The organism is Bacillus silvicola, assembly GCF_050524305.1.
GTDB classification, from domain to species: domain Bacteria; phylum Bacillota; class Bacilli; order Bacillales; family Bacillaceae_G; genus Bacillus_A; species Bacillus_A cereus_AT.
This window is the reverse complement of record NZ_JBNGVC010000012.1, coordinates 949167-974281: the sequence shown is the minus strand read 5'-3', so window position 1 is coordinate 974281 and position 25115 is coordinate 949167. Positions and strand designations below refer to the sequence as shown.

The following is a 25115-nucleotide window of genomic DNA, read 5'->3' as shown; positions in this document are numbered from 1 at the left end:
GGGAACTATGGAGTTAACAATTTCTTATTCACAATTAATGTTGATGAACTATGACGGTGAGCAGCCTTACGTAGATTGGACAGATGAAGATTTTGAAAGAGGTTATGCTAAGGCGGATGGAACTGTTATTTTTGAAGCACTCTCTGATTATACTTGTGAAGTAAAAGTAACTTGTGGAAAACATATTGAGAAAGAAGAAGTGATTAGAACGGTTGCGGTTCCTTTTACAGTTGAAAATGAATGTATCGTTGTAACGAGTATTCTTTCAAATAAATTTCAGATCCCTATTCCAAATGGTGAGTATACCGTTGTATTACAGGCAATTCCTCTTGAAGAGCCAACGGATGATGAATTATATAAAATACAATATGAATTCTTTTTTGAAAGTAAAGTATAAAAAATGGGTTATCCTTTTGGAGGATAACCCATTTTTGTTATGCGTTTGTTTTTAAAAGGGAACGAGCATCTTTTGCTGCTTGCACCATGTGTTCTAAAGCCGGAATAACTTCTTCCGCTCTTCTAGTTTTTAAACCACAGTCTGGATTAATCCAGAAATATTTAGGATCACATACTTGTAAAGATTGTTCCACGATTGCGAACATCTCATCTTTACTTGGGACACGTGGACTATGAATGTCATATACACCTAGACCAATTCCTTTTTCATATGTTGTATGTTTTAATGTATCAATAAATTCTCCATGACTTCTTGATGTTTCGATAGAAATAACATCTGCATCTAACGCACGAATGGCATCTACAATATCTTCGAAGTTACTGTAACACATATGGGTGTGAATTTGTGTTTCGTTTGCTACAGAAGATGTTGCTAAAAGGAATGATTGAACTGCCCATGTAATGTATGCATCCCAATCTTTCTCTTTTAACGGCATACCTTCACGAAGTGCGGGCTCATCGACTTGGATTACTCTTATTCCGGAAGATTCAAGTAATTCAATTTCATGACGAAGTGCTAGTGCAATTTGATATGAAACTTCTTTTCGTGAAATATCATTTCGAACGAATGACCAATTTAGAATAGTGACAGGTCCAGTGAGCATACCTTTTACTACTTTCTCTGTTAAGCTTTGTGCATATACAGTTTCTTTAATAGTCATTCCATTTATAAAGGCAACATCGCCATAAATAACAGGTGGTTTTACGCAACGAGAACCGTATGATTGTACCCATCCGTTTTTAGTAAAGGAGAAACCAGCAAGGCGCTCGCCGAAATATTCAACCATGTCAGTTCTTTCAAATTCACCATGGACAAGAACATCAAGACCAATTTCTTCTTGGTAACGAATCCATTTTTCTGTCTCTTTTTCAATAAATTGTTCATATTGTTCATTTGAAATAACACCGTTACGCCATTCTTTTCGCGTTTGACGAACTTCTGTTGTTTGCGGGAAGCTACCGATAGTTGTTGTTGGTAACAACGGTAACTGAAGTGCGACTTGTTGTAATTCATATCGTTTTTCAAATGGAAGAGGACGTGAAAAATCTTCTTCTTTTAATGCTGTTCGTGCTGCTTTAACATCTTCTCGGTTACGTGCAGCAGATGAACGAATTGTATGATGTACGTTTCGGTATGTTTCTAGCTCATTACTAAGGCTTTCTGTACCTTGAGTTAGAGCAGAATGAATAAGAACTAACTCTTCTAATTTTTGATTTGCAAATGCTAGCGCATCAAATAGCTCAGTCGATAAGTGAGTTTCTTCTGTTTTATCGATTGGTGTATGCAATAAGCTACAAGAAGGCTGAACGATGAAATCTTTCGTTTGGACTTGTTTTTGTAGCGTTGTAAATAACGTAAGAACTTCATCAAGGTCAGCTCTCCAAATGTTACGGCCATCTATACAACCGACAGCTAAAATTTTATCAGCTGGGAATCCATATTTTGAAATAGCATTTAGATTTCCTTCTTTACCATGAACGAAATCTAATCCAATACCAGATACAGGGAATGTAATGATTTCTTCATAGTTTTCTTCTACACTATCAAAATATGTTTGTAAAAGAAGAGTCGCATTTGGAACTTCTTTACGAATAGCTTCGTAAATTTCTTTTGCATGTTGAATTTCTTCTTTCGTTAAAGAAGCGAAAATCGGTTCATCAACTTGAATGATTTGTGCACCAGCTGCATGTAGTTCTGAAATTAGTTGTACGTAAGGTGCAACTAATTGGTTTAAAATCGTAGCAAATTGCTCTTGTGTATAGCCTTTCGCTAATTTTAAGAAAGTATATGGTCCTAAAATAACAGGCTTTCCATCTACTCCCAATTCTTGTTTTGCCTCTTCATATAAGCGAAGTGGACGATTATCTTTTAAAGAGATTTGTAATCCCTCTTCATATTCAGGAACGATATAATGATAGTTTGTATTAAACCATTTTGTCATTTCGGAAGCTACGTGATCTTTAGAGCCACGCGCCATTGCGAAATATACATCAAGGTAAGATGTAAACTCAGAAAAACGTGATGGAATAAATCCTAGCATATAAGCAGTATCCAAAACGTGATCATAATATGTAAAATCGCCAATTGGAATGAGTTCAATCCCTTTTTCTTGCTGTGCTTTAACGTGTTGAAGGCGAATTTCTTTCATTGTTGTTAAAAATTGTTCTTCATCGATTTTATTGGACCAAAAAGCTTCCAATGTTTTTTTCCACTCTCGTTGTAGTCCGATACGTGGATAACCTAAATTACTTGTTTGAATTGCCATTTCAAATTCCTCCCTAATTGAAAGTAAGCATTTCCGTTTACTAGGAAATACCTATAACAAAAAGTACAAAGGCATAGAAAATAAGCCTTCCTTTTTGTTTTAACACCTCATCATCATCCGTGAATCTATCAGTGTTGCTAAAACAGGCAGGTCTCCTGACTTATGCTTCATATAATTTCTTTCACCTTCCCGTTTTCACAGTGGTATAGAAAAGAAATCTCAGCATTTACAGTGGCGGGACCGTGTTGGAGTTTCACCAAGCTTCCCTTTTAAACACGAAACAAAATGTTCGTGTACCCATTTTCCTTTTGAAAGGAATTTAACAAGCGATATGATATTGAAACAAATTCTAACACAATTTTTAGAATTTTGTCTACTGTTTTAAAATAAGAAAATTCCAAAGTTTTTTATTTTTATTATTCTTATTTTTCTGACTAGTTATGAGGGGGGAATTGGATTAAACTTATAAAGAATTGTGTACTTGTACAGGGATAAGATGCTAGTTATGTTATTTAAGAACCGGTCCATATTCTGGAATAAGGAAGGGAATTGGATAGTTCATTTTGAAATAGTAAGTTATCACAAAAAAAGAACAAAATAGCTATATAAAGATGCATATACTAAGTTTATAGAAACGGGGAATTTCAATTGGAACAAAGTACACAAAATATTTATTCACCGCCAAAACATATAGTTTCAGCAGCGACAATTGTAATGAATGAACAAAAAGAAATCCTATTAATCAAGGGACCTAAAAGAGGGTGGGAAATGCCAGGTGGACAAGTTGAAGAAGGAGAGTCTTTGAAAGATGCTGCAATAAGGGAAACTAAAGAGGAAACGGGTATTGATATTGAAGTTTTAAAATTTTGTGGAGTATTTCAAAATGTGAACCATTCAATATGTAATACGTTATTTTTAGCTAGACCAGTTGGCGGTAAATTAACGACTACACCAGAAAGTTTGGAAGTAGGGTTTTATCCTATTGAACAGGCGTTAGAAATGGTGAGTTTTATGAATTTTAGACAAAGAATTGAATACAGTTTGGATGAAAATCAACAACCTTTTTATATAGAATTTTAAGAAACGAAATTCTATTATAGGACACTATTGTTGAATAAATCTTAGATTTTCAAACGATTTTATTGTTATATTTTTGAGCACAGTGAAGTATCCTATATCGAAAATTAAACAACTATATGATACCCCCGTCCTAAATTAGAACGGGGGTATGTTTATCTTAGGTTTTAAAATTAAATAACTTTATTGTCTTTTTACAGTCTCTTCTTTACAAGCTTAACCTTCATCTATATCAATTTCTGAAAGTCGCCCTGCAACTGCATCTGTAAGGAGGGTGTTTAACCATTGCAATTCAACTGTAATATGTTCAATAACGCTTTGCAAAATATATAGTTGTGCACGTGGAATTTTTCCTTTGCTACAATCATAAATAGTTTGCATTTTATGTAAATATTGAACGGTATCATTTTTCTTCTTTTCTAAAATAGGAATTAACTCTTGATCATCACCAAAATGAGCGAAAGAGAGTGCTGAATAAATTGGTTTATATATTTGATTTTTTGCTTCGAATTGTTTTAATAGTAACGTGTGAAATAACCGTTTTCCTTCTTCTGTTATATGAAAGATTGTTTTATCAGGTCTATTGGTATCTCGAACAATAGTTGTAATACTAATTGCACCTTGCTTTTCTAATTGCTCGAAGGCGTAGTAAAGTGATCCTTTTGCATATTTAATATAACAATCCATTTGTCTTTCTTTCATGATGTGCTGCACTTCATATGGATGTTTATCCCCTTCGAGTAGCAAGCCGAGAATGACTAATTTCATGCTCATGCTGTTTCAACTCCTGTATATAGAAACTTAATCCCGATTGGTGAGGGATTATAATTAGTGGAAATGGTCCTATGCTGATTAAAGTTTTACTTTATATATTATAAACGGCATACCCTTTTTCATAAAGGGTATGCCGTTTCTTTTTTCTATACTAACTTACTTGCTTTTGTTTTTGCTTCGTTTTTGGTCCGGTAAAGAGGCGTTCATTTCCCATAAGTAAAATACAAATAATACTTAATACAGCCGGGATAAGTGCCCAGAAGAATGTACTGGCAATAGATGTAGCAAGAGCTTCTTTAATACCAGTTAATATTTCAGCTGGTATTTTATCGGTAGCACCTGGTGATAATAAGAAACTTGTGTCTCCACCCTTTGGGGCTAATTTTGCTAGTTCAGGAGGGAACACAGTGTTTAGTTTATCTGTAAAAATATGATTTTGAATGGTACCGAAAATCGTTACACCAAGGGTCATACCGAGTGAACGGAAGAATGAGTTTGTTGATGTAGCAGAACCACGGTCTCTCATTTCTAATTTGTGGATAGAAGACATACTTAAAACTGAGAATGAGAAACCAACACCAAGTCCAGCGAGAACCATAAATAGCGTTACGAGTACACGTGGTGTGTCCATTGTTAAGGTGCTTAGTAAATAAATACCAAGAACGAAGAAAACACCAGACACCATCATGATGTTACGATAACTTGTTCGAGAAGCTAACTGTCCACCTGTTTGACTTCCAATTACAGAGCCGACCATCATAGGTGTTAAAATCAATCCAGCATTTGAGGCTGAACCGCCGAGAACACCTTGAACGAAGATTGGAATATAAACTGTACAGATGATAAAAGCTGCGCCATAGAAAAAGGCAACACCTTGGCTAGCTGCAAATAAAGGTTTTTTAAATAAATGGAAAGAAATGATAGGCTCAGTTGCTTTTCTTTCTACGAAGAAGAAAATAATAAGCATAATAACAACAGTTGAAAATAAACCAATAATCACATTAGAGCCCCATGCATATTCTTTACCGCCAAGTTCTAAGGCGAACATTAAGCAAACGATACTAATAACAAGTGTAATAGCGCCAGCCCAATCAATTTTTTGTTTTCTAAATTCTAGAGATTCACTGTAGTATTTAGTAATAAAGAAGAAGGAGATAAGCCCTAATGGAATATTAATATAGAAGACCCAATGCCAACTTATATAGTCCGTAATATAAGCGCCTAATAAAGGGCCAAATACGCTAGATGTTCCGAAAACGGCACCAAATAGACCTGTCATTTTACCTCGTTTTTCAGGTGGGAATATATCATACATAATTGTAAATGCGATAGGCATCAGAGCGCCACCGCCAATTCCTTGAATGGCTCTATAAATACTTAGTTGTTCAATACTTGTCGCTGTCCCGCAAAGTGCAGAACCGAATAAGAAAAGAATTAGTCCACCAATATAAAAGCGTTTCCGTCCGTACATATCAGATAGCTTACCGAAAATAGGCATACCGGCCATTGTTGCTACCATGTATGCAGACGTGACCCAAACGAACTTGTCAAATCCTCCTAAATCTCCAACAATCGTTGCCATTGCTGTTGCAACGATTGTATTATCCATTGCTGCCATTAAAATACCAAGTAGTAAACCAGCAACAACAAATTTTGTCTTGTTGGAGTCTTTTTTTAATAATTGAGATTCCAAATATAACCCTCCTTTTAATAATAAGTACACTATATTAAGTTTTGAGTGCAGCGCATAAAAAATTAATATAGTTCTTTCAAATCAATTTACACAAGTGCACTGACAAAGCCATAAAGAATATTATAGTCAAATTTGACTAAAAGGCAAACTTTTTCTTCCGTCAAAATATTCTGTTGTATGGACAGCGAAAGAGTGAGTAATACTTAATATTGGTATAAAGTCAATGAAGGAAATTGTAAAAAAATATTTCGGTAAGAATACCTTCTGTTAACAGAGGAAAAATGGTTTTTTCTTTATATTGTCGAATAGGATAAAAGGAAGAATAATAACTATATATCTTTTGTAACAAGCTTTATTAATATCGTGTAGAGAGGCAGAATAAGGTCGTATGGATGATGCATCTGAAATGGGGTGAATATTATTATGAAAATGTGGAAACGAATTTCGGATCAAGGAAGGCGTTTAATACCGCTACAACCGGTGTTATGGATTGATGGCTCAAAAAAGGAAAACGAATGTCCTAATGTAGCAGTTACATTACAAATCCGTAGTATGTATAAAGAAAAATTTTCATATGAACTGACCTATGATGTAAATGACATACTTATTATTCGAATTGAAGTTGAAAATAAAGGAATGGAAATGATTTCACGAGTTGTAGTAAGTCATATGATTCGAGATTATTTTGCATATATTCCAAACTCATTAAAGGTTGATAAGGGGATGAGTGAGTTTCTGTTCCAGCTTGTAAGGTGGCGAATCGAAAATTTATTACCGAATGAAAAGGTAGAACTAATTTGTAAAATAAAAGCAAATAAAGATAAAGCACTTAAAAACGCATTATTTCAGGCTACATATACATTTCAATATAAAGGATTATCATATGGTCCACTGCAAACAAATGAAGTTGTTGTGCGGCAATGATAAAAAGGAACCTGTATGAAAGGTTCCTTTTTTAGTGAAGGTTGTGTTTTTTGAGTACTTTTTTTTGCTCGATTCCTTTTTTTCCTACATAATTGTTTTTATAACCAAAATATAGAATGAAAAGAAAGGAAGCAACATTTACAATAGCATCAATTTGATCGTTTGTAATAAAGTTCACTCCGAAAGAATTAAATAGTAATTTTAACGCTAACAGAAAACCTGCTAGAAAACGTATAATATCTGATAGATTTTCTTTTTGAAGCATATAGGTCACCTCTTTCTAAAACGATATATAGTATATATATGAAATAGAATAGAAATGGTAGACAAGCTTAAGCGGAAATGTACACCCAATATGTACATTTTTTATTTTGTAGAAAAACATAATTGTTATAGAAGCATATGTTGGTATAGAAAGGAGGGGAAATATGAAACATAAAGGAAAAATTAGTGGGTTATTACTTGGGAATACAGTGGCGGTTACAGAATGGATTGCGCTTCAGGATGTAATTACAAAACTGGATTCGCGATCATTTTATACCGTCTTTATTATTTATATATTGCAAATGTTACTCAGCTATTATTTTGGACATTGGTATGATAAAAAAGCGAGTGGTCGTATGGATAAGGAAATAGGAGGAATGGCAAGTAATGATTTTGTAGTTGATTTTTTTGAGAAAGTAGCTGCATTATCAGAACGGGATTCTCATAATATTACAGTGTACATTCTTTCTGTGAAAGAATGGAAAGTACTAAAAGAAACAGTACAAGAAAAAAATTGGAGAGTACGATTGTAAAGACAATTCGTAAAGGGGATGTCGTTACTAAGTGGGATGAAAATAAGTATGTTATTGTGGCGATTGATAACGGACATGAAAAGTCGACAATAACAAACCGATTAATGAAAAATATTGAAAGTGAAATAGAAAATGGCTTGTTAAGTATGAATCTATTATTTGGAGCTGCTAGTTATCCAGTAGAAGGAAAAACTTTTGAAGAATTGCTTAGAAAAGCACAAAATCAATTGTATAATTATAGAAACCTGCAAAGTGATGAATGAAATTTTGATTTGAAGAAGTATGATATAAAGAATTTTTTGTAACATTTTTTTGACTTTTGTTACAAGAAAAACTTTTTTTGTAACAAAAGTCTTTAAAAATATATGGAATCAGCATATAATTGTGTGTGGATGTATCAATGCATTTTGCACAATGTTTTCAGTTTAAAAGTGTAGAGGAAAACGTGCTCTACACTTTTCCTTTTTAAGAAATTAAAAGAATCTTTGTAAGAGTTGCGAGGTCATCTTCGCACTATGTAAAATGGACAAAGAGGTTATTTGGTAGAAAGTGAGAAAGGGAATGATAGACGTGAGAGGTTATAGATTATCTTTTATCAGGTGAAACATTATAGTGTTTCTTGCAGTAGGTAAGATTACAGTAAATACCTTTATGTTTTAAGACATTACATAATTTCAAATGCTAAAATTGTACAAGTAGTATAAATAATTATTGATGATCGTTTACTAAATAGGAGGAAAAGATGTTGAAATATAATAAATTAGCAATTGTAACTGCATTATCACTGACTTTACTAGCCGGTTGTTTCGGACCGAAACCAGAAGAGGAATTATATGTTGCGTTTGAAAATGCTGCAAAGCAAGAAAAAACAATGTTTGAAGATGCAAAAAAACTTGAAACTTTAGAGAAAGAGGGACAAGAATTATATAACCAGATTGTTCAAGAAGGAAAAGATAATAATCAAACTGTTAAAGAAAAGCTGAATCAAGCAGTGAAAAATACAGATGAACGAGAAAAAGTGCTTACAAAAGAAAAAGAATCTTTAAATAAAGCACAAGAAGAAGTGAAATCAGCAGATAAATATGTAAAGAAAATTGAAGATAAGAAATTGAAAGATCAAGCGGATAAAGTGAAAAGCACATATGAGAAACGACATGATTCATTTAACAAGATGTATGATAGCTATAGTAAATCGTTAAAACAAGAAAAAGAATTATATACAATGTTACAAGATAAAGGTACAAAATTAAAAGATATTAGTGAAAAAGTAAAAGTAGTAAATCAATCTTATAAAGATATTGAATCAGAAAAAGACAAGTTTAATGAATTTACGAAATCTTATAATACAGAAAAAATAGCTTTTTATAAACAAGCAAATATTAAAATTAAAGAAGAGAAAAAATAAAACAGTTTGGCCTACACTTGGCCAAACTGTTTTATTTTTTTGTATAAGTACGACTATACCATGGAACTGGTTCGCTTAATTTTTTTTCTTGTTTTAATGCTTCAGGACCAATATAATCTTGCAGTGTTTTTTTTGCTATTGTTAAAGATAAGGTTGTTTTCGGATTTCGATAGGAGGATTCAAGGTGACCAAGATGCGGTAGGGTGCGAAAATCATCTTTCGTAGGAGGGATATGGAAAAAATAATCACCTAAACGTATAAGAACATCGGATTGTTGTTGACTAAAACGTGGATTTCTAGAAAAATGTAATCCTTCTTTGATAGCCTTCTTTTCAGTAATTAAGCGTTCTAAAGCAGTCTTTTTTAACCAGTATAAGTACTTAGGGTTAGTTGCAGCTTTAGCATGACGATTCACAACGAAAATAGATTGAGCTAGTCTATTAATAGAATGTTGGTTATGTAATTGAGATTGTGGTTGTGAAGGTTTCATATTGAATCTCCTTTCAATTTTTCCTTATTATAGCATAAATAAAATGGGTTTTTATTATATGCAAAAAGTAATTGTATATATTTTCAATATTAAAGCAATATTGTTACAAAAAACAACTATTTTGTATAATAGTGATAGAACATGTTTCAGAAATTTGATAATGAAAGAGTGAGAAGTTTGAAAGAAATATTAAAACAACAATATGCCATTATAGACATTGGTTCTAATACAATGCGCTTAGTTATTTATGAAAAACAAAGCGGAGGTTTTTATAAAGAGATTGAAAATACGAAAGTGGTCGCTAGGTTAAGAAATTACTTAGTAGATGGTGTATTAAGTGAAGAAGGAATAGAAGTATTGTTACAAACATTATTTCAATTTCAAGAAAGTACACGATTTCATAAGTTGCATCATGTGCTTTGTGTCGCAACGGCAACAATTAGACAGGCAGAGAATCAAGATGAAATTAAAAAACTTGTTGAAGGACAAACAGATTTTACTCTTAGAGTTTTATCAGAATATGAAGAAGCACGTTACGGTTATTTAGCAGTTATGAATTCTACTTCATTTTCAGAAGGAGTTACAGTTGATATTGGTGGGGGAAGCACAGAAGTTACATACTTCCGAAATAGAGAAAATTTAGAATATCATAGCTTTCCTTTTGGAGCACTTTCTTTAAAGCAACAATTTATTCAAGGTGATATTCCTACTACAGAAGAGTTAGAGAAAATTAAAAACTATTTATGGAATCAATTTCGAACGTTACCATGGTTAATCGATAAAAAATTACCCCTTATCGCAATTGGTGGAAGTGCGAGGAACTTGGTGAAAATCCATCAAAATTTAATTTGTTATCCTATAGCTGGATTACATTTATACAAAATGAAAGAAGAAGATATTCAACATGTAAAAGAGGAATTAAAAGAATTGTCGTTCATAGAGCTTCAAAAGTTAGAGGGGTTAGCAAAAGATCGAGCGGATACGATTATTCCAGCTATCGAAGTCTTTCATATACTGGTTAACGTTATAGAGGCACCGGCATTTGTATTGAGTAAAAAAGGATTAAGAGAAGGTGTTTTCTATGAAGAATTAACGAAAGATTTGGGGATTTCATACTATCCAAACGTAGTAGAAGAAAGTTTACATCTATTATCATTTGAATACGAAATGGATATGGAATTTGTAATTCAACTTATTAAACAAGGAACATTGATTTGTAAACAACTTGAAGGAGTAGGACTTATTTCTATGTCGGAAAAAGACTGGGAAATATTCCATCAAGCGGCGAAAGTATTTAATATTGGGAAGTACATAGATGAAGAAGCGAGCCGCTTACATACGTTTTATTTACTGGCGAATAAAACAATTGATGGTATGATGCATAAAGACCGAGTTAGATTAGCGCTTATTGCCTCATACAAATCAAAAATGTTATTTAAACAACATTTAGCTCCATTTGAAGGTTGGTTTGAGAAAAGTGAACAAAAAAAAATTCGGTTATTAGGAGCTGTTTTGCAATTTTCAGCTGCTTTAAATGTGAGACAAAGATCGCTTGTTGAAACGATATCTATAACAGAAAGTAAAGAAGGATTAACATTTAGAATTGTATGTGAGCAATCGGCGTTATCAGAAAAAGTGCAAGCTGAAAAGCAAAAAAAGCAGCTGGAAAGAGTATTGAAAACGAATATTAACTTATCATTTGAATCAAAACGTTAAGTTGTACGGATGTCTTTACAAAAAATTAACACTTTGGAATATAGTAATTTGATAAAATAAAAGTAACTAAATTATAGTGAAAAAGTTTCAAAGGGAAGTGTGAAGAGAATGGAATTGCTAAAGGGGAATTTAGTAAATTTAAATGATACAGCTTATTATAATAACCGTGAGTTGAGCTGGCTAGCTTTTAATGAACGTGTACTACAAGAAGCGCAAGATGAAAATAATCCACTTTTAGAAAGATTAAAGTTTATTAGTATTTTTAGTTCAAATTTAGATGAATTTTTTATGGTGCGCGTAGCAGGTTTGAAAGATCAAGTAAGTGCTGGATTTAATCAGCCAGAAAATAAAGCGGGTTTAACACCGAAGAAACAGTTAAATAAGATTGCGATAAAAGCTCATGAGTTAATGACTGTACAGTATGACACGTTTAAAGGCTATGTATTGCCAGCGCTTGAACTAGAGGGGATTGAGCGTCTAACATTCCATGATTTGACGAAAGAGCAGAGAGAATTTATAGAAGAATATTTTGATGAACAAATCTTTCCGGTATTAACTCCTGTAGCTATTGATGCGTATCGTCCATTTCCTATGTTATTAAATAAAAGCCTGAATTTAGCTACTATTTTATACGATGAGAAGCAGGCAGAGGAAGAAAATCGCACGAAGTTAGGAATTGTCCAAGTGCCTTCTTTGCTGGAGCGTTTCATATTTTTACCGAGTGAAGGGCAAAAACATAAATTTATTTTATTAGAAGATGTAATTAGTGGTTTTACGCATAAATTATTCACAGGATATAACGTATCACCTGTTACTCGTTTCCGTATTACACGTAATGCGGATTTAACAATCCATGAAGAAGGTGCACGCGATTTATTAAAAGTAATTGAAAAAGAATTGAAAAAGCGTAAGTGGGGAGCTGCCGTTCGTTTAGAAGTTGGTAAAGAACACATTGATGAAAGAGTGTTAGCGTTATTGTATGAAGTGTTAGAAGTAAAAGATGAAGATGTGTACATGATGGATGGACCGTTAGATTTAACATGTTTATTCTCCTTATATAAAAAACTAGCACCTTTATATGAACATCTAGTATATCCGGCTCTTATTCCCCAACCTCCTCAAGATTTAGGTGATGAGGAAGATGTATTTGAAAAAGCGATAGAACATGATATTTTATTACACCATCCCTTTGAGTCGTTTCAGCCAGTCGTTGATTTTGTCCGTGATGCGGCAGATGACTCGAATGTACTTGCAATCAAACAAACATTATATCGTGTAAGTGGAGATTCTCCGATTATTCAGGCGCTAAAGGTAGCGGCTGAAAAAGGGAAACAAGTGACGGTATTGGTTGAGTTAAAGGCGAGGTTTGATGAAGAGAATAATGTTCATTGGGCTAAAGAATTGGAACAGGCCGGATGTCACGTTATTTACGGAGTAAGTCACTTGAAAACGCATAGTAAAATTACGTTAGTTGTAAGAAGAAGAAACGGAAAGATTGAAAGGTTTGTACATCTTGGAACCGGAAATTATAATGATGCAACAGCGAAGTTATATACCGATTTTGGATATATTACATCGCGAAAAGACTTTGGTATAGATGCAACAAACTTCTTTAATTATTTGAGTGGCTATACAACGAAACCGCATTTTCATCATTTATCTGTTGCACCATTTGATATAAGAGAGCAATTTATGGATTTAATAGATGAGGAAATCCGTTACCATAGACAATATGGAAATGGATATATTATCGCTAAGATGAATTCGTTAACAGATAAACCGTTAATAAAAAAAATGTATGAAGCATCGCAAGCTGGGGTAAGGGTAGAGCTCATCGTTAGAGGGACATGTTGTTTAAGACCTGGGATTCCAAATGTAAGTGAAAATATTCGTGTGGTTAGTGTTGTGGGAAGATATTTAGAACATAGTCGTATTTATTATTTCCATCATAATGGAGATGAGAAAATATACTTATCTTCAGCTGATTTGATGACACGAAATATGGAAAAACGAGTAGAAATATCTTTCCCAATTTTAGATATTGAAATGAAAGCGAGAATAAAGGCAATCTTACAGCTTACTTTAGCTGATAATGTGAAAACACGTGAACAAAATAAAGATGGTGACTATTATTATATTATTAATAGTGGTGTAGAAGAAATTGATAGCCAAGTGAGTTTATTTAAGATGGCTTATCAAAATACAGATGCTGAATAGTGGGAATATAGTAAAAACCTCTTAGTGCAATTAAGAGGTTTTTACTTTTTTTCTCTACTCATATGTTCCTAAAATGGAAGAATGAGTAGAGAGAATAGTTTTTATTATAAGCGTGTGATGAGTCGGTTCCTTGAGAGAATAAGATTTGGAAGAATTTTTTTTTAATTAGTAATAGTATGGTTGCTGACAAGGCCCTCCGTAACAAGGAAAGGGTGCTGGTGGTGGGAAAGGCGGTGGATAAGGCGGATAAAACGGTCTAGGGCCGAAAGCTAATGCCCCACCGAGTAATCCTCCAGCAATTCCGGCTAGAAATGGAACACCGAAAAATGGAAAGAAGCGTGAGTCGCCTGCTGGGCCAATAGGTGCTGAACGAACTGGGATTGGTTGATAATATGGATACATGAACAAACCTCCTTTATTGGACTCATTTTTATCATATGGTAGACCAAGCGTGGATGAGCGAGTACAAGAAAGGATAAGTAAGAAAATAGGCGAATTGTTACGAATGTTGTAGGGTGAAGAGTGTAATTTCGGGTTTTGACATAAAGCGGAATGGGACACGTGTTCTTCCAATACCTCGATTGACATAGAGAGTCAAATCCTGAATGTTATAGAAACCTTCAATATATTGTTTTGCAAGCGACGGGGTAATAATAGCACCTAAAAAAGGAATTTGTACTTGTCCACCATGGCTATGACCAGAAAGTTGAAGGTTGATTGGATATGTAGCGATTTGTGGCGCGATATCTGGTTCGTGAACGAGAACAATTGTATAAATATTTTGTTTTGCTTGCTGTAAAGTTTCCGCTATTTTTGGTTTGCCTAGTAGTACATCATCGAGCCCGAAAATGGAAATTTCACTATTATCCAGTAAACGAATTCGCTTTTCACTATTTTGTAAAAGTTCAAATCCCGATTCACGCATGATGTGATCATAGTATTCAGTTCCATATCCGCCATGGTCGTGGTTACCATAAATGGAAAATTTACCGAAGGGTGCTTGTATATTCTTTAAAATGGATGCCACAAAAGGAGCCTCGGTATAAGTTTGATAATCATCAATGAGGTCACCAGTAAAAAGGACAATATCTGGCTTTTCAGCATTGATTTTGGAAACGATTTGAGATAAATGTTGGAGAGAGAAATAGTATCCCAGGTGTAAATCGCTAAATTGAAGAATCTTCATACCATGAAAACCTTTTGGTATGAGTTGTGATGTAAGTGTGTGTTGGGTAAAAGAAAGTAAATAGGGTTCTATATATTTAGCATAGTAATAGCCGATGCTAGCGGTGATAAATGAATATAGACAAGTGCGTATTCCAGCTTTTAAAAAATTTCTTCTTGTAATTTTTTTCATATACAGGTTACTTGAATCTCCTTTCAGTTTTTTAAAAATATATTTTGGATATTAAAAAAGTAGTATAGATTACGAAAAAATGAACGGAAAGAAACCTCTTTACGCTAAAATATCAGAAAATATTAAAAATATAAAGATTTCTGTTAAATAAAATGATAAAATGAATGTGTATTCATTTTTTGGAGGGGATGTATGTGAAAGAGAAGGTAGTTATTATAACAGGTGGATCAAGTGGAATGGGAAAAGGAATGGCGATTCGTTTTGCGAAAGAAGGGGCACGAGTTGTTATTACAGGACGTACAAAAGAAAAACTAGAAGAAACAAAGCTAGAAATTGAACAGTTTCCGGGGCAAGTATTACCTGTACAAATGGATGTACGAAATACTGATGATATCCAAAAGATGATTGAGCATATTGATGAGAAGTTTGGACGAATTGATATTTTAATAAATAATGCAGCTGGAAACTTTATTTGTCCAGCGGAGGACTTATCTGTGAATGGCTGGAATTCGGTAATTAACATTGTATTAAATGGTACATTTTATTGTAGCCAGGCTGTCGGAAAATATTGGATTGAAAAAGGTATAAAAGGAAATATCATTAACATGGTGGCAACATATGCATGGGATGCAGGGCCAGGGGTTATTCATTCAGCAGCAGCTAAAGCTGGTGTATTAGCAATGACTAAAACGCTTGCTGTTGAGTGGGGACGTAAATATGGGATACGAGTTAATGCTATCGCACCAGGACCGATTGAACGTACGGGTGGTGCCGATAAATTATGGATTTCAGAAGAAATGGCTAAGCGTACAATACAGAGTGTCCCACTTGGTAGATTGGGGACACCAGAAGAAATCGCAGGTCTAGCCTATTATTTATGTTCAGACGAAGCTGCATACATAAATGGTACTTGTATGACAATGGATGGTGGCCAGCATTTGCACCAATATCCATTTTAAAAGGGATGAAAAATGAATGATTTATTCATTTTTCTCCGGTAAAATGTGACGGAATTGTGACACGTGAGAGAAAGGTGTTTACAAAGGGGAATATATACGGTATATTTAAGACCTCTTTTTTCTTCATAGTAGAATTGCTAATTCCCCTTAGCATTTTACCCCTCTAATCCCTTCAGGAAAACTGAAGGGATTTTTTATTATTTTTCCGTAAATATCGTGTTATAATTTTTGAAAAGTAAAGGGAGGGAAGCACGTTGATAGATGCATTAGATGTAATGAGTAACTTGGATAAAGTCCTTCCTTATTATCAAGCTATTTTTAGTGCTGATGAGCATACAGTAATTGGATATGAAGTTGTAGGACGTATTCAAACAGAAGAGGGCATACAAAGTTTAGCATCTTTCTTCCATGATGATTCTATTCCGAGTGAGTTCCAACTGGAAGCAGATAATATCATAGTAGAAAAAGCGTTAAATAGGTATTTAGAAACAGATCAAAAATTATTATTATTTATACATCGGAATGCTAATGTATTAATGAATGATGAAGATGAAAGTTTACTTCAACTTTTATTGATGTATGAAAAACAAGGTTTAAATTTGAACCACATTGTTTTAGAGATTACAGAACATGAATGTAAAGAAGATATCGAGCAATTTAATCATTTGCTGATGTATTATCGTACATATGGTATTCAAATTTCGATTAATAAAGTTGGAACGGGTACAAGTAATTTAGAACGTATTAGCGTGTTAGCACCGGATATTTTAAAAGTAGATTTAACAAACCTAAGGCAAACTGCACTTTTACAATCTTATCAAGATATTTTATATTCCTTATCTTTACTTGCTAGAAGAATTGGTGCGACATTGTTATATGAAGAGATTGATGCTTTTTATCAACTACAATATGCTTGGAAAAACGGTGGTAGATATTATCAAGGTAATTATTTAAAAGAATGTTTACCGGATTTTATTGAAACGAATGTTTTAAAAGAGCGACTTGGTAATGAATGTCATCAATTTATTCTGCATGAGAAGAAGAAGTTGCAAAAAATTTATAATTTAACAGAGATGTTACGTGATCGAATTGGTGATGTTCTGTCAAAACAAAAAAAGAATGAAGATATAAATGACTGGTTATTACAATTTAGCCAAAGTGTATCACAATGTAGTTTTCGGATATTTATTTGTAATGAAGATGGTTTCCAGCAATCAGGTAATGTTATGAAAAAAGATGGGGAATGGATTGTGATGCCGGAGTATTATATGAAAAACTGGAGTTGGCGTCCGTATTTTCTCGAGAATATCATGAAAATGCGTTTTGAAAATAAGGCGCGACTTTCAGATTTATATGCCGATATTGAAACTGGTGAAATGGTACGAACATTTTCTTTCCCGATTGATGATGAAAACTTTTTATTTATAGATTTATCTTATGAATATTTATATGAAGAAGACGTTTTATTTTAATGCGCGAAGAGATTCGTGCATTTTTTTGTTTGTTTTTATCATAAATTGGTAATAGTGAAAATAATAATGAAAATGCTGTCTATCGTTGTAAAGATTTTACGAACGAAATCATCCCTGTCTTTGCATAATCATTGTTACAATGAATACTACAAAGACAAGCTCTTTTAAAAGGAAGGTGAAAAAATGAGGAAATATGGAATATGGTTTGTTCTATTTATATGTGTTGCCTTTCTAGTTGGCTATAGTGTCACAACTGTTTTAGGGAAAGAAGAAGTGAAAGTGGATCGGAAAGAAGTGTTTACAACGATACAAAAAGGTTATGAGACGCAATTTTCAATTCGAGGGAAGCAAATACCAATGAATAAGATGATAGAGACGTTATCACCATATTTTACAAATAATTTCCTTCAAGTTTTTACAGATGAAAACAGTAGAAATGAAAAACAAAGTGGTGAGTATTTACTTCCAGCAAAAGAAGCTCCGTTTTCCTTTAATTCAGAAACAAAAATGTCATATGATGAGGAACATAAAAATTTATATGTCTATGAACGGGCAAAAAGTGGACAATATCAAATTGTGACATTACAAAAGGATAATGGGAAATGGAAATTAGCAGGGTATCATGAAAGTCAGGAACTTTTGACTGAAATAAAAAGGTTACAACAATTATGAGAATAGGAATAGGTTTCTCCCTATTCCTATTCTATACCAAGTAGCTGTTGTAATTTTTCAATTTGAAAACCTGCGACAACTTCTCCGTCAATTACAACTGTTGGAGTTGAATAGGAGTCATAGTCATATAACAGACGATTGCGTGCAGCGGCGTCTTTTTTTACGTCAAATTCTTCATACGCAACGTCATTATGTTTTAAAAATTCTTTCACAATGGTACAAGGCGGACAATCAGGCTGTGTATAAACCTCAATTTTTTTCATTGTAATTCCTCCCTTTTTCTGTGTTTTATTATATTCTGTCAGTATAAAAAGAGCAATAAAGAAGGAAAAAGATATTCTTTCTTCTTTTTCCTTCGTATTTCGACAAATTTTAGTTGAGTTTCTGGCCAAGAACCTTTATCCTAGAGTGTGGAACATTTTTTCTGTTATGACGGATAGAATGAGTATAGCTGTAAAACCTATTGGTAGGAAGATCAGAGAAAGGAGAGATTTCATGTCTCTACTCCAAGGAATTTTAACTCGACTTGTTAGTCTACAAGAACAAGCTGAAAGCGGTGAAGTAGCACAACGCTATTTTGAAGTGAACGGTGAGCGCAAATGTAGCGTGAAATTTTTCGATAAAAGTGAAATGTATGAGTTAGAAGTGTATCAACAAGGTGAAAAACCTCAAGTGTATCAATTCGACAACATCGACATGGTTGCAATTGAGATTTACGACATCATTTCTTGATACATATAAAAAAGGTACTGCCATTTGGCAGTACCTTTTTTAGTTATATTAATTAATAGGCTATACATTTGTGGAAGTCGCAATCAAACAAAAGAACTTCCACAAATGTATATGTATAGGAATTTTTTATTTTTCCTACAATGGTAGTAAATAGTAATAGGAGGTGAAAAGGATGGAACGCTTACCGATTGTTATTTGTCCTAATTGTCACAGTCATGCGGAAATTAATCATGTATTAACTGCTCAGTCTAATCAAAATGTAATTTATACGTGTAGGTTTTGTCATTATGTAATCCGAAATATTGAAACGAATAAAGGGTAGTGAGTTATAATTTTTGTTTTTGTCCCATACAATGAGAATACGAAAGGTCTGTCTAATTGAAAGGACGTGACTATGTGGACGGTGAACATACATTTTATAATGTTTCTGAGAGACATTTGAATTTTGATATGGTATTTAACCGCATTTGTAGTTTCATTGAAAAGGATCCGCGAAATTTATATCGCTTATCTATTGGGACAGACTCACAAGCACATCAAAAGGATACGAGGTTTATTACAGCGATACATATTCATCGGGTTGGAAAAGGAGCATGGGGATGTTTGAATCACAAATCAGTAAAAAATAAGCCAGCAACTTTGCGAGAGAAAATATATTTAGAAACACAGTTTAGTCAAGAAATTGCCTGTCTATTTACTCCAAATCATATACAAACAATCTGGGATTTATTGCACCCATATGCTCAAGATGGAGCGGGATTCATAATGGAAATTCATTTAGATATTGGGAATGATGGTTTAACAAAAGAATTTATTTTAGATATGACGAAGAAAATTCAAGCGATGGGATTAACAGCAAAAATTAAACCGGATGCTTATGCGGCGTTTAGTTATGCGAACAGGTATACGAAATAATGTGAAATGGTTTCTATATATTCGCAGTTATTAAATACTTTTATTAAAAACTGAATATTACATCTATTAAATAAGTTGAAAATTTTATATAATGAAAGTGATGATGTGAGGGCAAGGAGAGGGACATATGGAAAAGGAATTTGTTTTAACGAGAGAAGAAGAAGATTTATTGTTGGATATTCTGTTTCAGCAAAATTATGCGAGCGAAATTTTAGCGGTGGAGCTTACAGACATTGAGAATGGTTTAAAACAGACAGATGTGACACAATATAAAAAAATCACAAGATTGTTTTACCGATTAAAAAATAAAGGGTATTAAGCGCTACCGGAATGGTAGTCTTTTTTTTATGTTGTATGCTAAAATAGCTGTGTATCTTTTTTATTAGAAGAATGTCAGGACAAAATAATAATATGAAAACGCTATCATAAAATGTGAATAGGATCAGAGAATGTAAGCAGGAAAAAGGGAAAATGGGGGATGTAACATGATTAGTATTCCGAAAGATGAGTTTCAACAAATTCTTGTGAAGGATTTAATGATTTCATCAGAAAAAGTAGCACATGTCCAAATAGGGAATGGTTTAGAACATGCTTTACTCGTTCTTGTGAAATCTGGATATTCGGCGATTCCTGTTTTAGACCCTACGTATAAATTACATGGGTTGATTAGTACTGCTATGATTTTAGATGGTATTTTAGGATTAGAGCGCATTGAGTTTGAAAGACTTGAGAATATGAAAGTGGAACAAGTGATGAAGGAAGAGATTCCAGTTCTTATGTTAGAAGATTCCTTTGCAAAAGCTTTAGAAATGACAATTGATCATCCTTTTATTTGCGCTGTCAATGAAGAAGGTTACTTCGAGGGTATTTTGACACGTCGAGCTATTTTAAAATTGTTGAATAAAAAAGTGAGACAGCATAATCGATAACATAGGAAAAGTGACTTCACAGAAAAGGAGAAGTCACTTTTTTTCGTGCATATCAGTTGTGTATGTATTATATTTAAAAAGACATAAAACATAAGAAAAGTTTGAACTAACAAACGGTTCTAATGTATAAAATTGTTCAATTAAATTAAAGATGAAATGCTTATTAAAATTAGGTGTATGGAAGCTAAGGAAAGAGGGAGAAAGTTGCAAATCGATGATTTTCAAATGATGGTTGTGTTAGCTCAGGAATCAAATATGAGAAAAGCGGCGGAACGTTTATTTGTTTCCCAACCTGCGCTTAGTCAACGATTACAATCTATGGAGAAACAATGGGGAATGAAATTTTTTATTCGTTCACAAAAAGGATTGACAATTACACCTGAAGGGGAAAAAGTTGCAAATTATGCAAAAGAAATGTTACAAAAAGAAGAGGATATTAAAAGTGAACTGGCTCTTTTTAGAACGGAAACCTACGGTACGCTAAAAATAGCTGTTGCGTCAGTCATTGGTCAATATTGGCTTCCACCTGTTTTGAAAAAATTTGTGCATAAGTATCCTTCTGTGAAGATATCTCTGTTTACTGGCTGGAGTAGTGAAGTGCAAAAGCAATTTTATGAAGGAGACGTTCACGTCGCCATATTAAGAGGGACACAAGAATATAAAGGTCAGAAGCAACAATTATTTGAAGATGAATTATACTTAGTTGATAAAGAAATAAAAGATATTACAATGTTAAAAGAGACAAATAGACCTTTTATTCAATTTAAAAGTGATTCGACCTACTATGGACAAATACAAAATTGGTGGTATGGATTATTTTCCAATCCACCTAAGCGAACGATTGTAGTTGACCAAATTGAAACGTGCAAACAGCTTGTTTTAAATGGTATAGGCTATGCTCTTTTACCTTCGACTGTTTTAAAAGAAGTGCAGGAAAACATGTATAAAACACCTGTTCAATTAACGAGAGAAACATGGTTATTGACGAGTGACTCGGCAAGGCAGTTGAAGCAAGTGCAAGCATTTTTAGAAATTATAGAAGAAATTCAAATGGAAAAATAAGATTATTGTCTTGCTACTCGCCCTATCGTTTGGTAGAGTAACATTATAAATGGATTTAGGAGGCAACAAGAATGAAAATGATGGACGCTAACGAAATTATTTCGTTTATTCAAAAGAGTGAAAAGAAAACTCCTGTAAAGGTATACATAAAAGGGGATTTAAAAGAAGTAACATTCCCTGAAACAGTACAAGCATTTGTAAATAAAAAATCTGGTGTATTATTCGGAGAATGGTCTGAAATTAAGACAATTCTTGATGAAAATAGCAAGCACATTGTTGACTATGTAGTTGAGAACGATCGTCGTAATTCTGCAATTCCAATGCTTGATTTAAAAGGTATTACAGCTCGTATTGAGCCAGGCGCAATTATTCGTGACAATGTTGAAATTGGTGACAACGCTGTTATCATGATGAATGCAACAATTAATATCGGTGCTGTAATTGGCGAAGGTACTATGATCGACATGAACGCAGTGCTTGGTGGACGTGCAACAGTTGGCAAAAACTGTCACGTAGGTGCAGGTGCTGTACTTGCGGGTGTTATTGAGCCACCTTCTGCAAAACCAGTTATCGTTGAAGACGATGTTGTAATTGGTGCAAATGTAGTTGTTCTAGAAGGCGTTACAGTAGGTAAAGGTGCAGTTGTAGCAGCTGGTGCAGTTGTAACAGAAGATGTACCTCCATATACAGTTGTTGCGGGAACTCCAGCACGTGTAATTAAAGAAATTGATGAGAAGACAAAGGCAAAAACTGAAATTAAACAAGAGCTTCGTCAATTAAACCCAGAGAAATAAAAAAACAAAAAGCGTAAGAGCATGAATGTGCTCTTACGCTTTTTATAGATGGAGGTGTAAAAATGACAGTAAGTAAGTTTGTCCAAGTTCGTAGAGATTTACATAAAATTCCGGAAATCGGATTTAAAGAGTGGAAAACACAACAGTATATTTTAGATTATATAGGAACGCTTCCTAATGAATATTTGGAAGTGAAAACATGGAAAACAGGTGTAATTGTTAAAGTAAATGGGAAAAATCCAGAAAAAATAATAGGTTATCGTGCAGATATAGACGGTCTACCAATTACAGAGGAAACGGAATATGACTTCTCTTCTATCCATGAGGGAATGATGCATGCGTGTGGGCATGATTTGCATACAACAATTGGTTTAGGCCTTCTAACAGCGGCTGTAGGCGAAAGAATAGACGATGATCTTGTGTTTATATTCCAACCAGCTGAAGAAGGTCCAGGTGGTGCACTTCCTATGTTAGAAAGTGAAGAGTTAAAAGAATGGAAGCCGAATATGATTCTTGGGCTTCATATTGCGCCTGAATACTCTGTGGGAACAATTGCTACAAAAGAAGGTTTATTATTTGCGAATACATCAGAGTTATACGTTGATTTAAAAGGAAAAGGTGGACATGCTGCATATCCGCATACAGCAAATGATATGATTGTTGCAGCGAGTCATCTCGTTACACAACTACAATCAGTTATTAGTCGTAATGTGAACCCTCTAGACAGTGCGGTAATTACAATTGGGAAAATCACTGGTGGTACAGTCCAAAACATCATCGCAGAAAAGTCTCGTTTAGAAGGAACAATTCGAACGTTATCAGTGGATTCAATGAAACGTGTTAAAAGCCGAATTGAGGCAATTGTTGCGGGAATAGAAGCTGCATTTCAATGTGAAGCTGTTATTGACTACGGAGCGATGTATCATCAAGTGTATAACCATGAAGAGTTAACGAGAGAGTTTATGCAATTTACTCGTGAACAAACGAATATAGATGTAATTACATGCACGGAGGCAATGACAGGTGAAGACTTTGGTTATATGCTTCGAGAGATACCTGGATTTATGTTTTGGCTTGGAGTAAATTCAGAATATGGTTTACATCATGCGAAATTAAAACCAGACGAAGAGGCTATTGAGAAAGCGATTGTATTTTTAAATCAATATGTGAAGTGGAAGGGAAATCGAAAGTGAACTTCCGCGCTAATTGTGCAACAGTTTAGAGTGGGGACTTCTTAGTTCCGAGACGAAAATAACTTTCATATTTGTTAGTGTTAGACATTTTCATACAAATGAGTAAAGTTACATTTGGTGTTTTAATAATGAGCAGGGGGTTTTTAGCCACTGCTCATTATTAATTATTGCTAATAGAGAAGATAATTATTTAACTACCTATATATGTTTACTTTTAGTATGAAAAGTGTGTAAAATTAATGTGATACATAGAAAAAAGGGTGGGGAATTACGTGCAAATTAGCAGTGCGATTTTATGTTTCGTCTTATATGCATATGTTATTATTGCGGCGGTTTATTTTGGGATAAGTTTTTACGCCTATCGTTTAGCGAATAATAGTGAATATGAAGAAACATACAAATGGGTGAAAAGATATTTGTCACCTGTACTAGAAATTATGAATGGATTTGTTCTTTTTTTATTTATTGGATTAATTGCTTTCTCAACGAGCTTAGTAGGGAATAAGACTACATTATTTGTGCTAGGTATCATTATTTTTATGCTATTAGGAATTCGGATTGGTAATACGGTATTTTGGAATGAAAGAAAAGTAGATGGTTGGACGGGAATGCTAATTCCATGTATGTTAGCTGCAATCGTGACGAATATAGAACATGAATATTATCAATTACATTTTTGGCTTATTATTGTTTTAACAATCCTGTCTGTTTTGTATATAAGTACTGTCGTGCTAACATACATTGCAAATGAAAAAGGCGATGCAAAAGGTACACGCTTCTTTAGAGGGCGTGCATTATTATGGAGTGTGCCGACGATGGCAGTTATAGGAATTATTGCGATATTAGTAAATGGATATCAATTTACTAATTGGCAACTGTTTTTAGAAACTTGGTGGATTTTTATTGTTTCGTTTATAGCTTTTTTAGGCGCAACACATTATTTATTCCATCAACATCATTATATATTGGCATTGTTATTCGCATTTACACAATTATTATTTGCTTTTTTCGGACAAGAAACGTTATTGTTCGTTTTTGAAACATTTAGTTCATTTGGAAATATATTTGTATTCGGTATGTTAATTTTCGGTATCGCATTTTATTTACAACAGTATTTTTATATGCAAAAACAAAAATAAGAATTATATACAGGTTTTTGTAGCGAATCTAAAGTATGTTACAATAAAAGTACATAGTATTTGATGTTATTGGAG

26 protein-coding genes, 1 pseudogene and 1 riboswitch are annotated in these 25115 nt (G+C 33.7%); of the genes and pseudogenes, 19 read left to right on the top strand and 8 right to left on the bottom strand.

The features are described 5' to 3' along the window. Positions 1-7 precede the first annotated feature (7 nt). Positions 8-397 (top strand): competence protein ComJ, encoded by a 390-nt coding sequence (comJ, locus tag ACP6L7_RS16870; protein ID WP_097830855.1) that lies wholly within the window; start codon positions 8-10, stop codon positions 395-397. Between the two features lie 37 nt (positions 398-434). Here the strand turns inward: comJ and metE are convergent, their stop codons facing one another. After that, the gene (gene metE, locus ACP6L7_RS16865; RefSeq protein ID WP_097830856.1) at positions 435-2723 is read right to left on the bottom strand and encodes a 5-methyltetrahydropteroyltriglutamate--homocysteine S-methyltransferase; all 2289 of its coding nucleotides are present in this window, start codon (positions 2721-2723) and stop codon (positions 435-437) included. A 128-nt stretch (positions 2724-2851) separates the two neighbouring features. Then, positions 2852-3039: riboswitch (cobalamin riboswitch) on the bottom strand. Between the two features lie 332 nt (positions 3040-3371). Between metE and ACP6L7_RS16860 the strand changes: the two genes are divergently transcribed. Next, positions 3372-3803: an NUDIX hydrolase gene (locus tag ACP6L7_RS16860; protein WP_071746900.1), complete on the top strand. Its 432-nt coding sequence runs from the start codon at positions 3372-3374 to the stop codon at positions 3801-3803. Between the two features lie 213 nt (positions 3804-4016). On the opposite strand, the gene ACP6L7_RS16855 is transcribed toward ACP6L7_RS16860, so the two are convergent. Continuing rightward, positions 4017-4574 (bottom strand): PadR family transcriptional regulator, encoded by a 558-nt coding sequence (locus ACP6L7_RS16855; protein ID WP_097830857.1) that lies wholly within the window; start codon positions 4572-4574, stop codon positions 4017-4019. A 151-nt stretch (positions 4575-4725) separates the two neighbouring features. Further along, a complete protein-coding gene (locus ACP6L7_RS16850) occupies positions 4726-6267 on the bottom strand; it encodes an MDR family MFS transporter (protein WP_097830858.1) in 1542 nt (513 codons plus the stop codon). 423 nt (positions 6268-6690) lie between these two features. Between ACP6L7_RS16850 and ACP6L7_RS16845 the strand changes: the two genes are divergently transcribed. Then, positions 6691-7191 carry a hypothetical protein gene (locus ACP6L7_RS16845; RefSeq protein ID WP_097830859.1) on the top strand — a complete coding sequence of 167 codons (501 nt, stop codon included), beginning with the start codon at positions 6691-6693 and terminating at the stop codon, positions 7189-7191. A 31-nt stretch (positions 7192-7222) separates the two neighbouring features. On the opposite strand, the gene ACP6L7_RS16840 is transcribed toward ACP6L7_RS16845, so the two are convergent. Further along, complete coding sequence (locus tag ACP6L7_RS16840) at positions 7223-7456, bottom strand: phage holin (protein WP_097830860.1); 234 nt, start codon at positions 7454-7456, stop codon at positions 7223-7225. Positions 7457-7619: 163 nt separating this feature from the next. Here ACP6L7_RS16840 and ACP6L7_RS16835 point away from each other — a divergent pair. Then, positions 7620-8251, top strand: a pseudogene (locus ACP6L7_RS16835) (diguanylate cyclase domain-containing protein). Between the two features lie 479 nt (positions 8252-8730). After that, positions 8731-9393 carry a YkyA family protein gene (locus tag ACP6L7_RS16830; protein WP_097830861.1) on the top strand — a complete coding sequence of 221 codons (663 nt, stop codon included), beginning with the start codon at positions 8731-8733 and terminating at the stop codon, positions 9391-9393. 31 nt (positions 9394-9424) lie between these two features. Here ACP6L7_RS16830 and ACP6L7_RS16825 read toward each other — a convergent pair whose 3' ends face one another. Continuing rightward, positions 9425-9883, bottom strand: coding sequence for a YkyB family protein (locus tag ACP6L7_RS16825; RefSeq protein ID WP_000804854.1), 459 nt, complete (start codon positions 9881-9883; stop codon positions 9425-9427). Between the two features lie 141 nt (positions 9884-10024). Here ACP6L7_RS16825 and ACP6L7_RS16820 point away from each other — a divergent pair, with 141 nt between their 5' ends. Both ACP6L7_RS16820 and ACP6L7_RS16815 read left to right on the top strand, forming a co-directional pair. After that, positions 10025-11599 carry a Ppx/GppA family phosphatase gene (locus ACP6L7_RS16820; protein WP_141533249.1) on the top strand — a complete coding sequence of 525 codons (1575 nt, stop codon included), beginning with the start codon at positions 10025-10027 and terminating at the stop codon, positions 11597-11599. A gap of 108 nt (positions 11600-11707) precedes the next feature. Next, on the top strand, positions 11708-13816 hold the full coding sequence (locus ACP6L7_RS16815; RefSeq protein ID WP_097830863.1) for a polyphosphate kinase: 2109 nt from the start codon (positions 11708-11710) through the stop codon (positions 13814-13816). A 165-nt stretch (positions 13817-13981) separates the two neighbouring features. Here the strand turns inward: ACP6L7_RS16815 and ACP6L7_RS16810 are convergent, their stop codons facing one another. Both ACP6L7_RS16810 and ACP6L7_RS16805 read right to left on the bottom strand, forming a co-directional pair. Then, a complete protein-coding gene (locus ACP6L7_RS16810) occupies positions 13982-14218 on the bottom strand; it encodes a hypothetical protein (protein WP_000283735.1) in 237 nt (78 codons plus the stop codon). Between the two features lie 97 nt (positions 14219-14315). Further along, positions 14316-15173 (bottom strand): metallophosphoesterase, encoded by an 858-nt coding sequence (locus tag ACP6L7_RS16805; RefSeq protein WP_097830864.1) that lies wholly within the window; start codon positions 15171-15173, stop codon positions 14316-14318. A gap of 194 nt (positions 15174-15367) precedes the next feature. On the opposite strand from ACP6L7_RS16805, the gene fadH reads away from it, so the two are divergent. From fadH to ACP6L7_RS16790, 3 genes are all read left to right on the top strand, one after another. After that, on the top strand, positions 15368-16132 hold the full coding sequence (gene fadH, locus ACP6L7_RS16800; RefSeq protein ID WP_097830865.1) for a 2,4-dienoyl-CoA reductase: 765 nt from the start codon (positions 15368-15370) through the stop codon (positions 16130-16132). 254 nt (positions 16133-16386) lie between these two features. Then, entirely contained in the window at positions 16387-17604 is a 1218-nt protein-coding gene (locus ACP6L7_RS16795; RefSeq protein ID WP_000564312.1) for an EAL domain-containing protein, read from the top strand. Between the two features lie 183 nt (positions 17605-17787). Beyond that, positions 17788-18276, top strand: a complete 489-nt coding sequence (locus tag ACP6L7_RS16790; protein ID WP_097830866.1) for a DUF3993 domain-containing protein — start codon at positions 17788-17790, stop codon at positions 18274-18276. Between the two features lie 26 nt (positions 18277-18302). Here ACP6L7_RS16790 and ACP6L7_RS16785 read toward each other — a convergent pair whose 3' ends face one another. Beyond that, positions 18303-18539: a glutaredoxin family protein gene (locus ACP6L7_RS16785; RefSeq protein ID WP_097830867.1), complete on the bottom strand. Its 237-nt coding sequence runs from the start codon at positions 18537-18539 to the stop codon at positions 18303-18305. A 232-nt stretch (positions 18540-18771) separates the two neighbouring features. On the opposite strand from ACP6L7_RS16785, the gene ACP6L7_RS16780 reads away from it, so the two are divergent. From ACP6L7_RS16780 to ACP6L7_RS16740, 9 genes are all read left to right on the top strand, one after another. Beyond that, the gene (locus ACP6L7_RS16780) at positions 18772-19008 is read left to right on the top strand and encodes a YkuJ family protein (protein WP_000055151.1); all 237 of its coding nucleotides are present in this window, start codon (positions 18772-18774) and stop codon (positions 19006-19008) included. Positions 19009-19180: 172 nt separating this feature from the next. After that, positions 19181-19330, top strand: coding sequence for a hypothetical protein (locus tag ACP6L7_RS16775; RefSeq protein WP_071746889.1), 150 nt, complete (start codon positions 19181-19183; stop codon positions 19328-19330). 74 nt (positions 19331-19404) lie between these two features. Beyond that, on the top strand, positions 19405-19923 hold the full coding sequence (locus ACP6L7_RS16770; RefSeq protein ID WP_097830868.1) for a ribonuclease H-like YkuK family protein: 519 nt from the start codon (positions 19405-19407) through the stop codon (positions 19921-19923). Positions 19924-20050: 127 nt separating this feature from the next. Continuing rightward, positions 20051-20242, top strand: a complete 192-nt coding sequence (abbA, locus tag ACP6L7_RS16765) for an antirepressor AbbA (RefSeq protein ID WP_071771533.1) — start codon at positions 20051-20053, stop codon at positions 20240-20242. A gap of 166 nt (positions 20243-20408) precedes the next feature. Continuing rightward, a complete protein-coding gene (cbpB, locus tag ACP6L7_RS16760) occupies positions 20409-20852 on the top strand; it encodes a cyclic-di-AMP-binding protein CbpB (protein WP_000623577.1) in 444 nt (147 codons plus the stop codon). Positions 20853-21029: 177 nt separating this feature from the next. Further along, on the top strand, positions 21030-21914 hold the full coding sequence (ccpC, locus tag ACP6L7_RS16755) for a transcriptional regulator CcpC (protein WP_097830869.1): 885 nt from the start codon (positions 21030-21032) through the stop codon (positions 21912-21914). Between the two features lie 71 nt (positions 21915-21985). Then, on the top strand, positions 21986-22708 hold the full coding sequence (dapD, locus tag ACP6L7_RS16750) for a 2,3,4,5-tetrahydropyridine-2,6-dicarboxylate N-acetyltransferase (protein ID WP_097830870.1): 723 nt from the start codon (positions 21986-21988) through the stop codon (positions 22706-22708). Positions 22709-22770: 62 nt separating this feature from the next. Next, positions 22771-23901 (top strand): N-acetyldiaminopimelate deacetylase, encoded by a 1131-nt coding sequence (locus ACP6L7_RS16745; RefSeq protein WP_430529344.1) that lies wholly within the window; start codon positions 22771-22773, stop codon positions 23899-23901. Positions 23902-24173: 272 nt separating this feature from the next. Beyond that, positions 24174-25040 carry a cytochrome C oxidase assembly protein gene (locus ACP6L7_RS16740; protein ID WP_097830872.1) on the top strand — a complete coding sequence of 289 codons (867 nt, stop codon included), beginning with the start codon at positions 24174-24176 and terminating at the stop codon, positions 25038-25040. The last annotated feature ends 75 nt before the right edge of the window (positions 25041-25115 follow it).

Coding starts and splice junctions, on each gene's coding strand:
- comJ (WP_097830855.1), top strand. CDS start 8: ATGGAGTTAACAATTTCTTATTCACAATTAATGTTGATGAACTATGAC.
- metE (WP_097830856.1), bottom strand. CDS start 2,723: ATGGCAATTCAAACAAGTAATTTAGGTTATCCACGTATCGGACTACAA.
- ACP6L7_RS16855 (WP_097830857.1), bottom strand. CDS start 4,574: ATGAGCATGAAATTAGTCATTCTCGGCTTGCTACTCGAAGGGGATAAA.
- ACP6L7_RS16845 (WP_097830859.1), top strand. CDS start 6,691: ATGAAAATGTGGAAACGAATTTCGGATCAAGGAAGGCGTTTAATACCG.
- ACP6L7_RS16840 (WP_097830860.1), bottom strand. CDS start 7,456: ATGCTTCAAAAAGAAAATCTATCAGATATTATACGTTTTCTAGCAGGT.
- ACP6L7_RS16830 (WP_097830861.1), top strand. CDS start 8,731: ATGTTGAAATATAATAAATTAGCAATTGTAACTGCATTATCACTGACT.
- ACP6L7_RS16825 (WP_000804854.1), bottom strand. CDS start 9,883: ATGAAACCTTCACAACCACAATCTCAATTACATAACCAACATTCTATT.
- ACP6L7_RS16820 (WP_141533249.1), top strand. CDS start 10,025: ATGTTTCAGAAATTTGATAATGAAAGAGTGAGAAGTTTGAAAGAAATA.
- ACP6L7_RS16815 (WP_097830863.1), top strand. CDS start 11,708: ATGGAATTGCTAAAGGGGAATTTAGTAAATTTAAATGATACAGCTTAT.
- ACP6L7_RS16810 (WP_000283735.1), bottom strand. CDS start 14,218: ATGTATCCATATTATCAACCAATCCCAGTTCGTTCAGCACCTATTGGC.
- ACP6L7_RS16805 (WP_097830864.1), bottom strand. CDS start 15,173: ATGAAAAAAATTACAAGAAGAAATTTTTTAAAAGCTGGAATACGCACT.
- ACP6L7_RS16790 (WP_097830866.1), top strand. CDS start 17,788: ATGAGGAAATATGGAATATGGTTTGTTCTATTTATATGTGTTGCCTTT.
- ACP6L7_RS16785 (WP_097830867.1), bottom strand. CDS start 18,539: ATGAAAAAAATTGAGGTTTATACACAGCCTGATTGTCCGCCTTGTACC.
- ACP6L7_RS16780 (WP_000055151.1), top strand. CDS start 18,772: ATGTCTCTACTCCAAGGAATTTTAACTCGACTTGTTAGTCTACAAGAA.
- ACP6L7_RS16775 (WP_071746889.1), top strand. CDS start 19,181: ATGGAACGCTTACCGATTGTTATTTGTCCTAATTGTCACAGTCATGCG.
- abbA (WP_071771533.1), top strand. CDS start 20,051: ATGGAAAAGGAATTTGTTTTAACGAGAGAAGAAGAAGATTTATTGTTG.
- cbpB (WP_000623577.1), top strand. CDS start 20,409: ATGATTAGTATTCCGAAAGATGAGTTTCAACAAATTCTTGTGAAGGAT.
- ccpC (WP_097830869.1), top strand. CDS start 21,030: ATGGAAGCTAAGGAAAGAGGGAGAAAGTTGCAAATCGATGATTTTCAA.
- dapD (WP_097830870.1), top strand. CDS start 21,986: ATGAAAATGATGGACGCTAACGAAATTATTTCGTTTATTCAAAAGAGT.
- ACP6L7_RS16745 (WP_430529344.1), top strand. CDS start 22,771: ATGACAGTAAGTAAGTTTGTCCAAGTTCGTAGAGATTTACATAAAATT.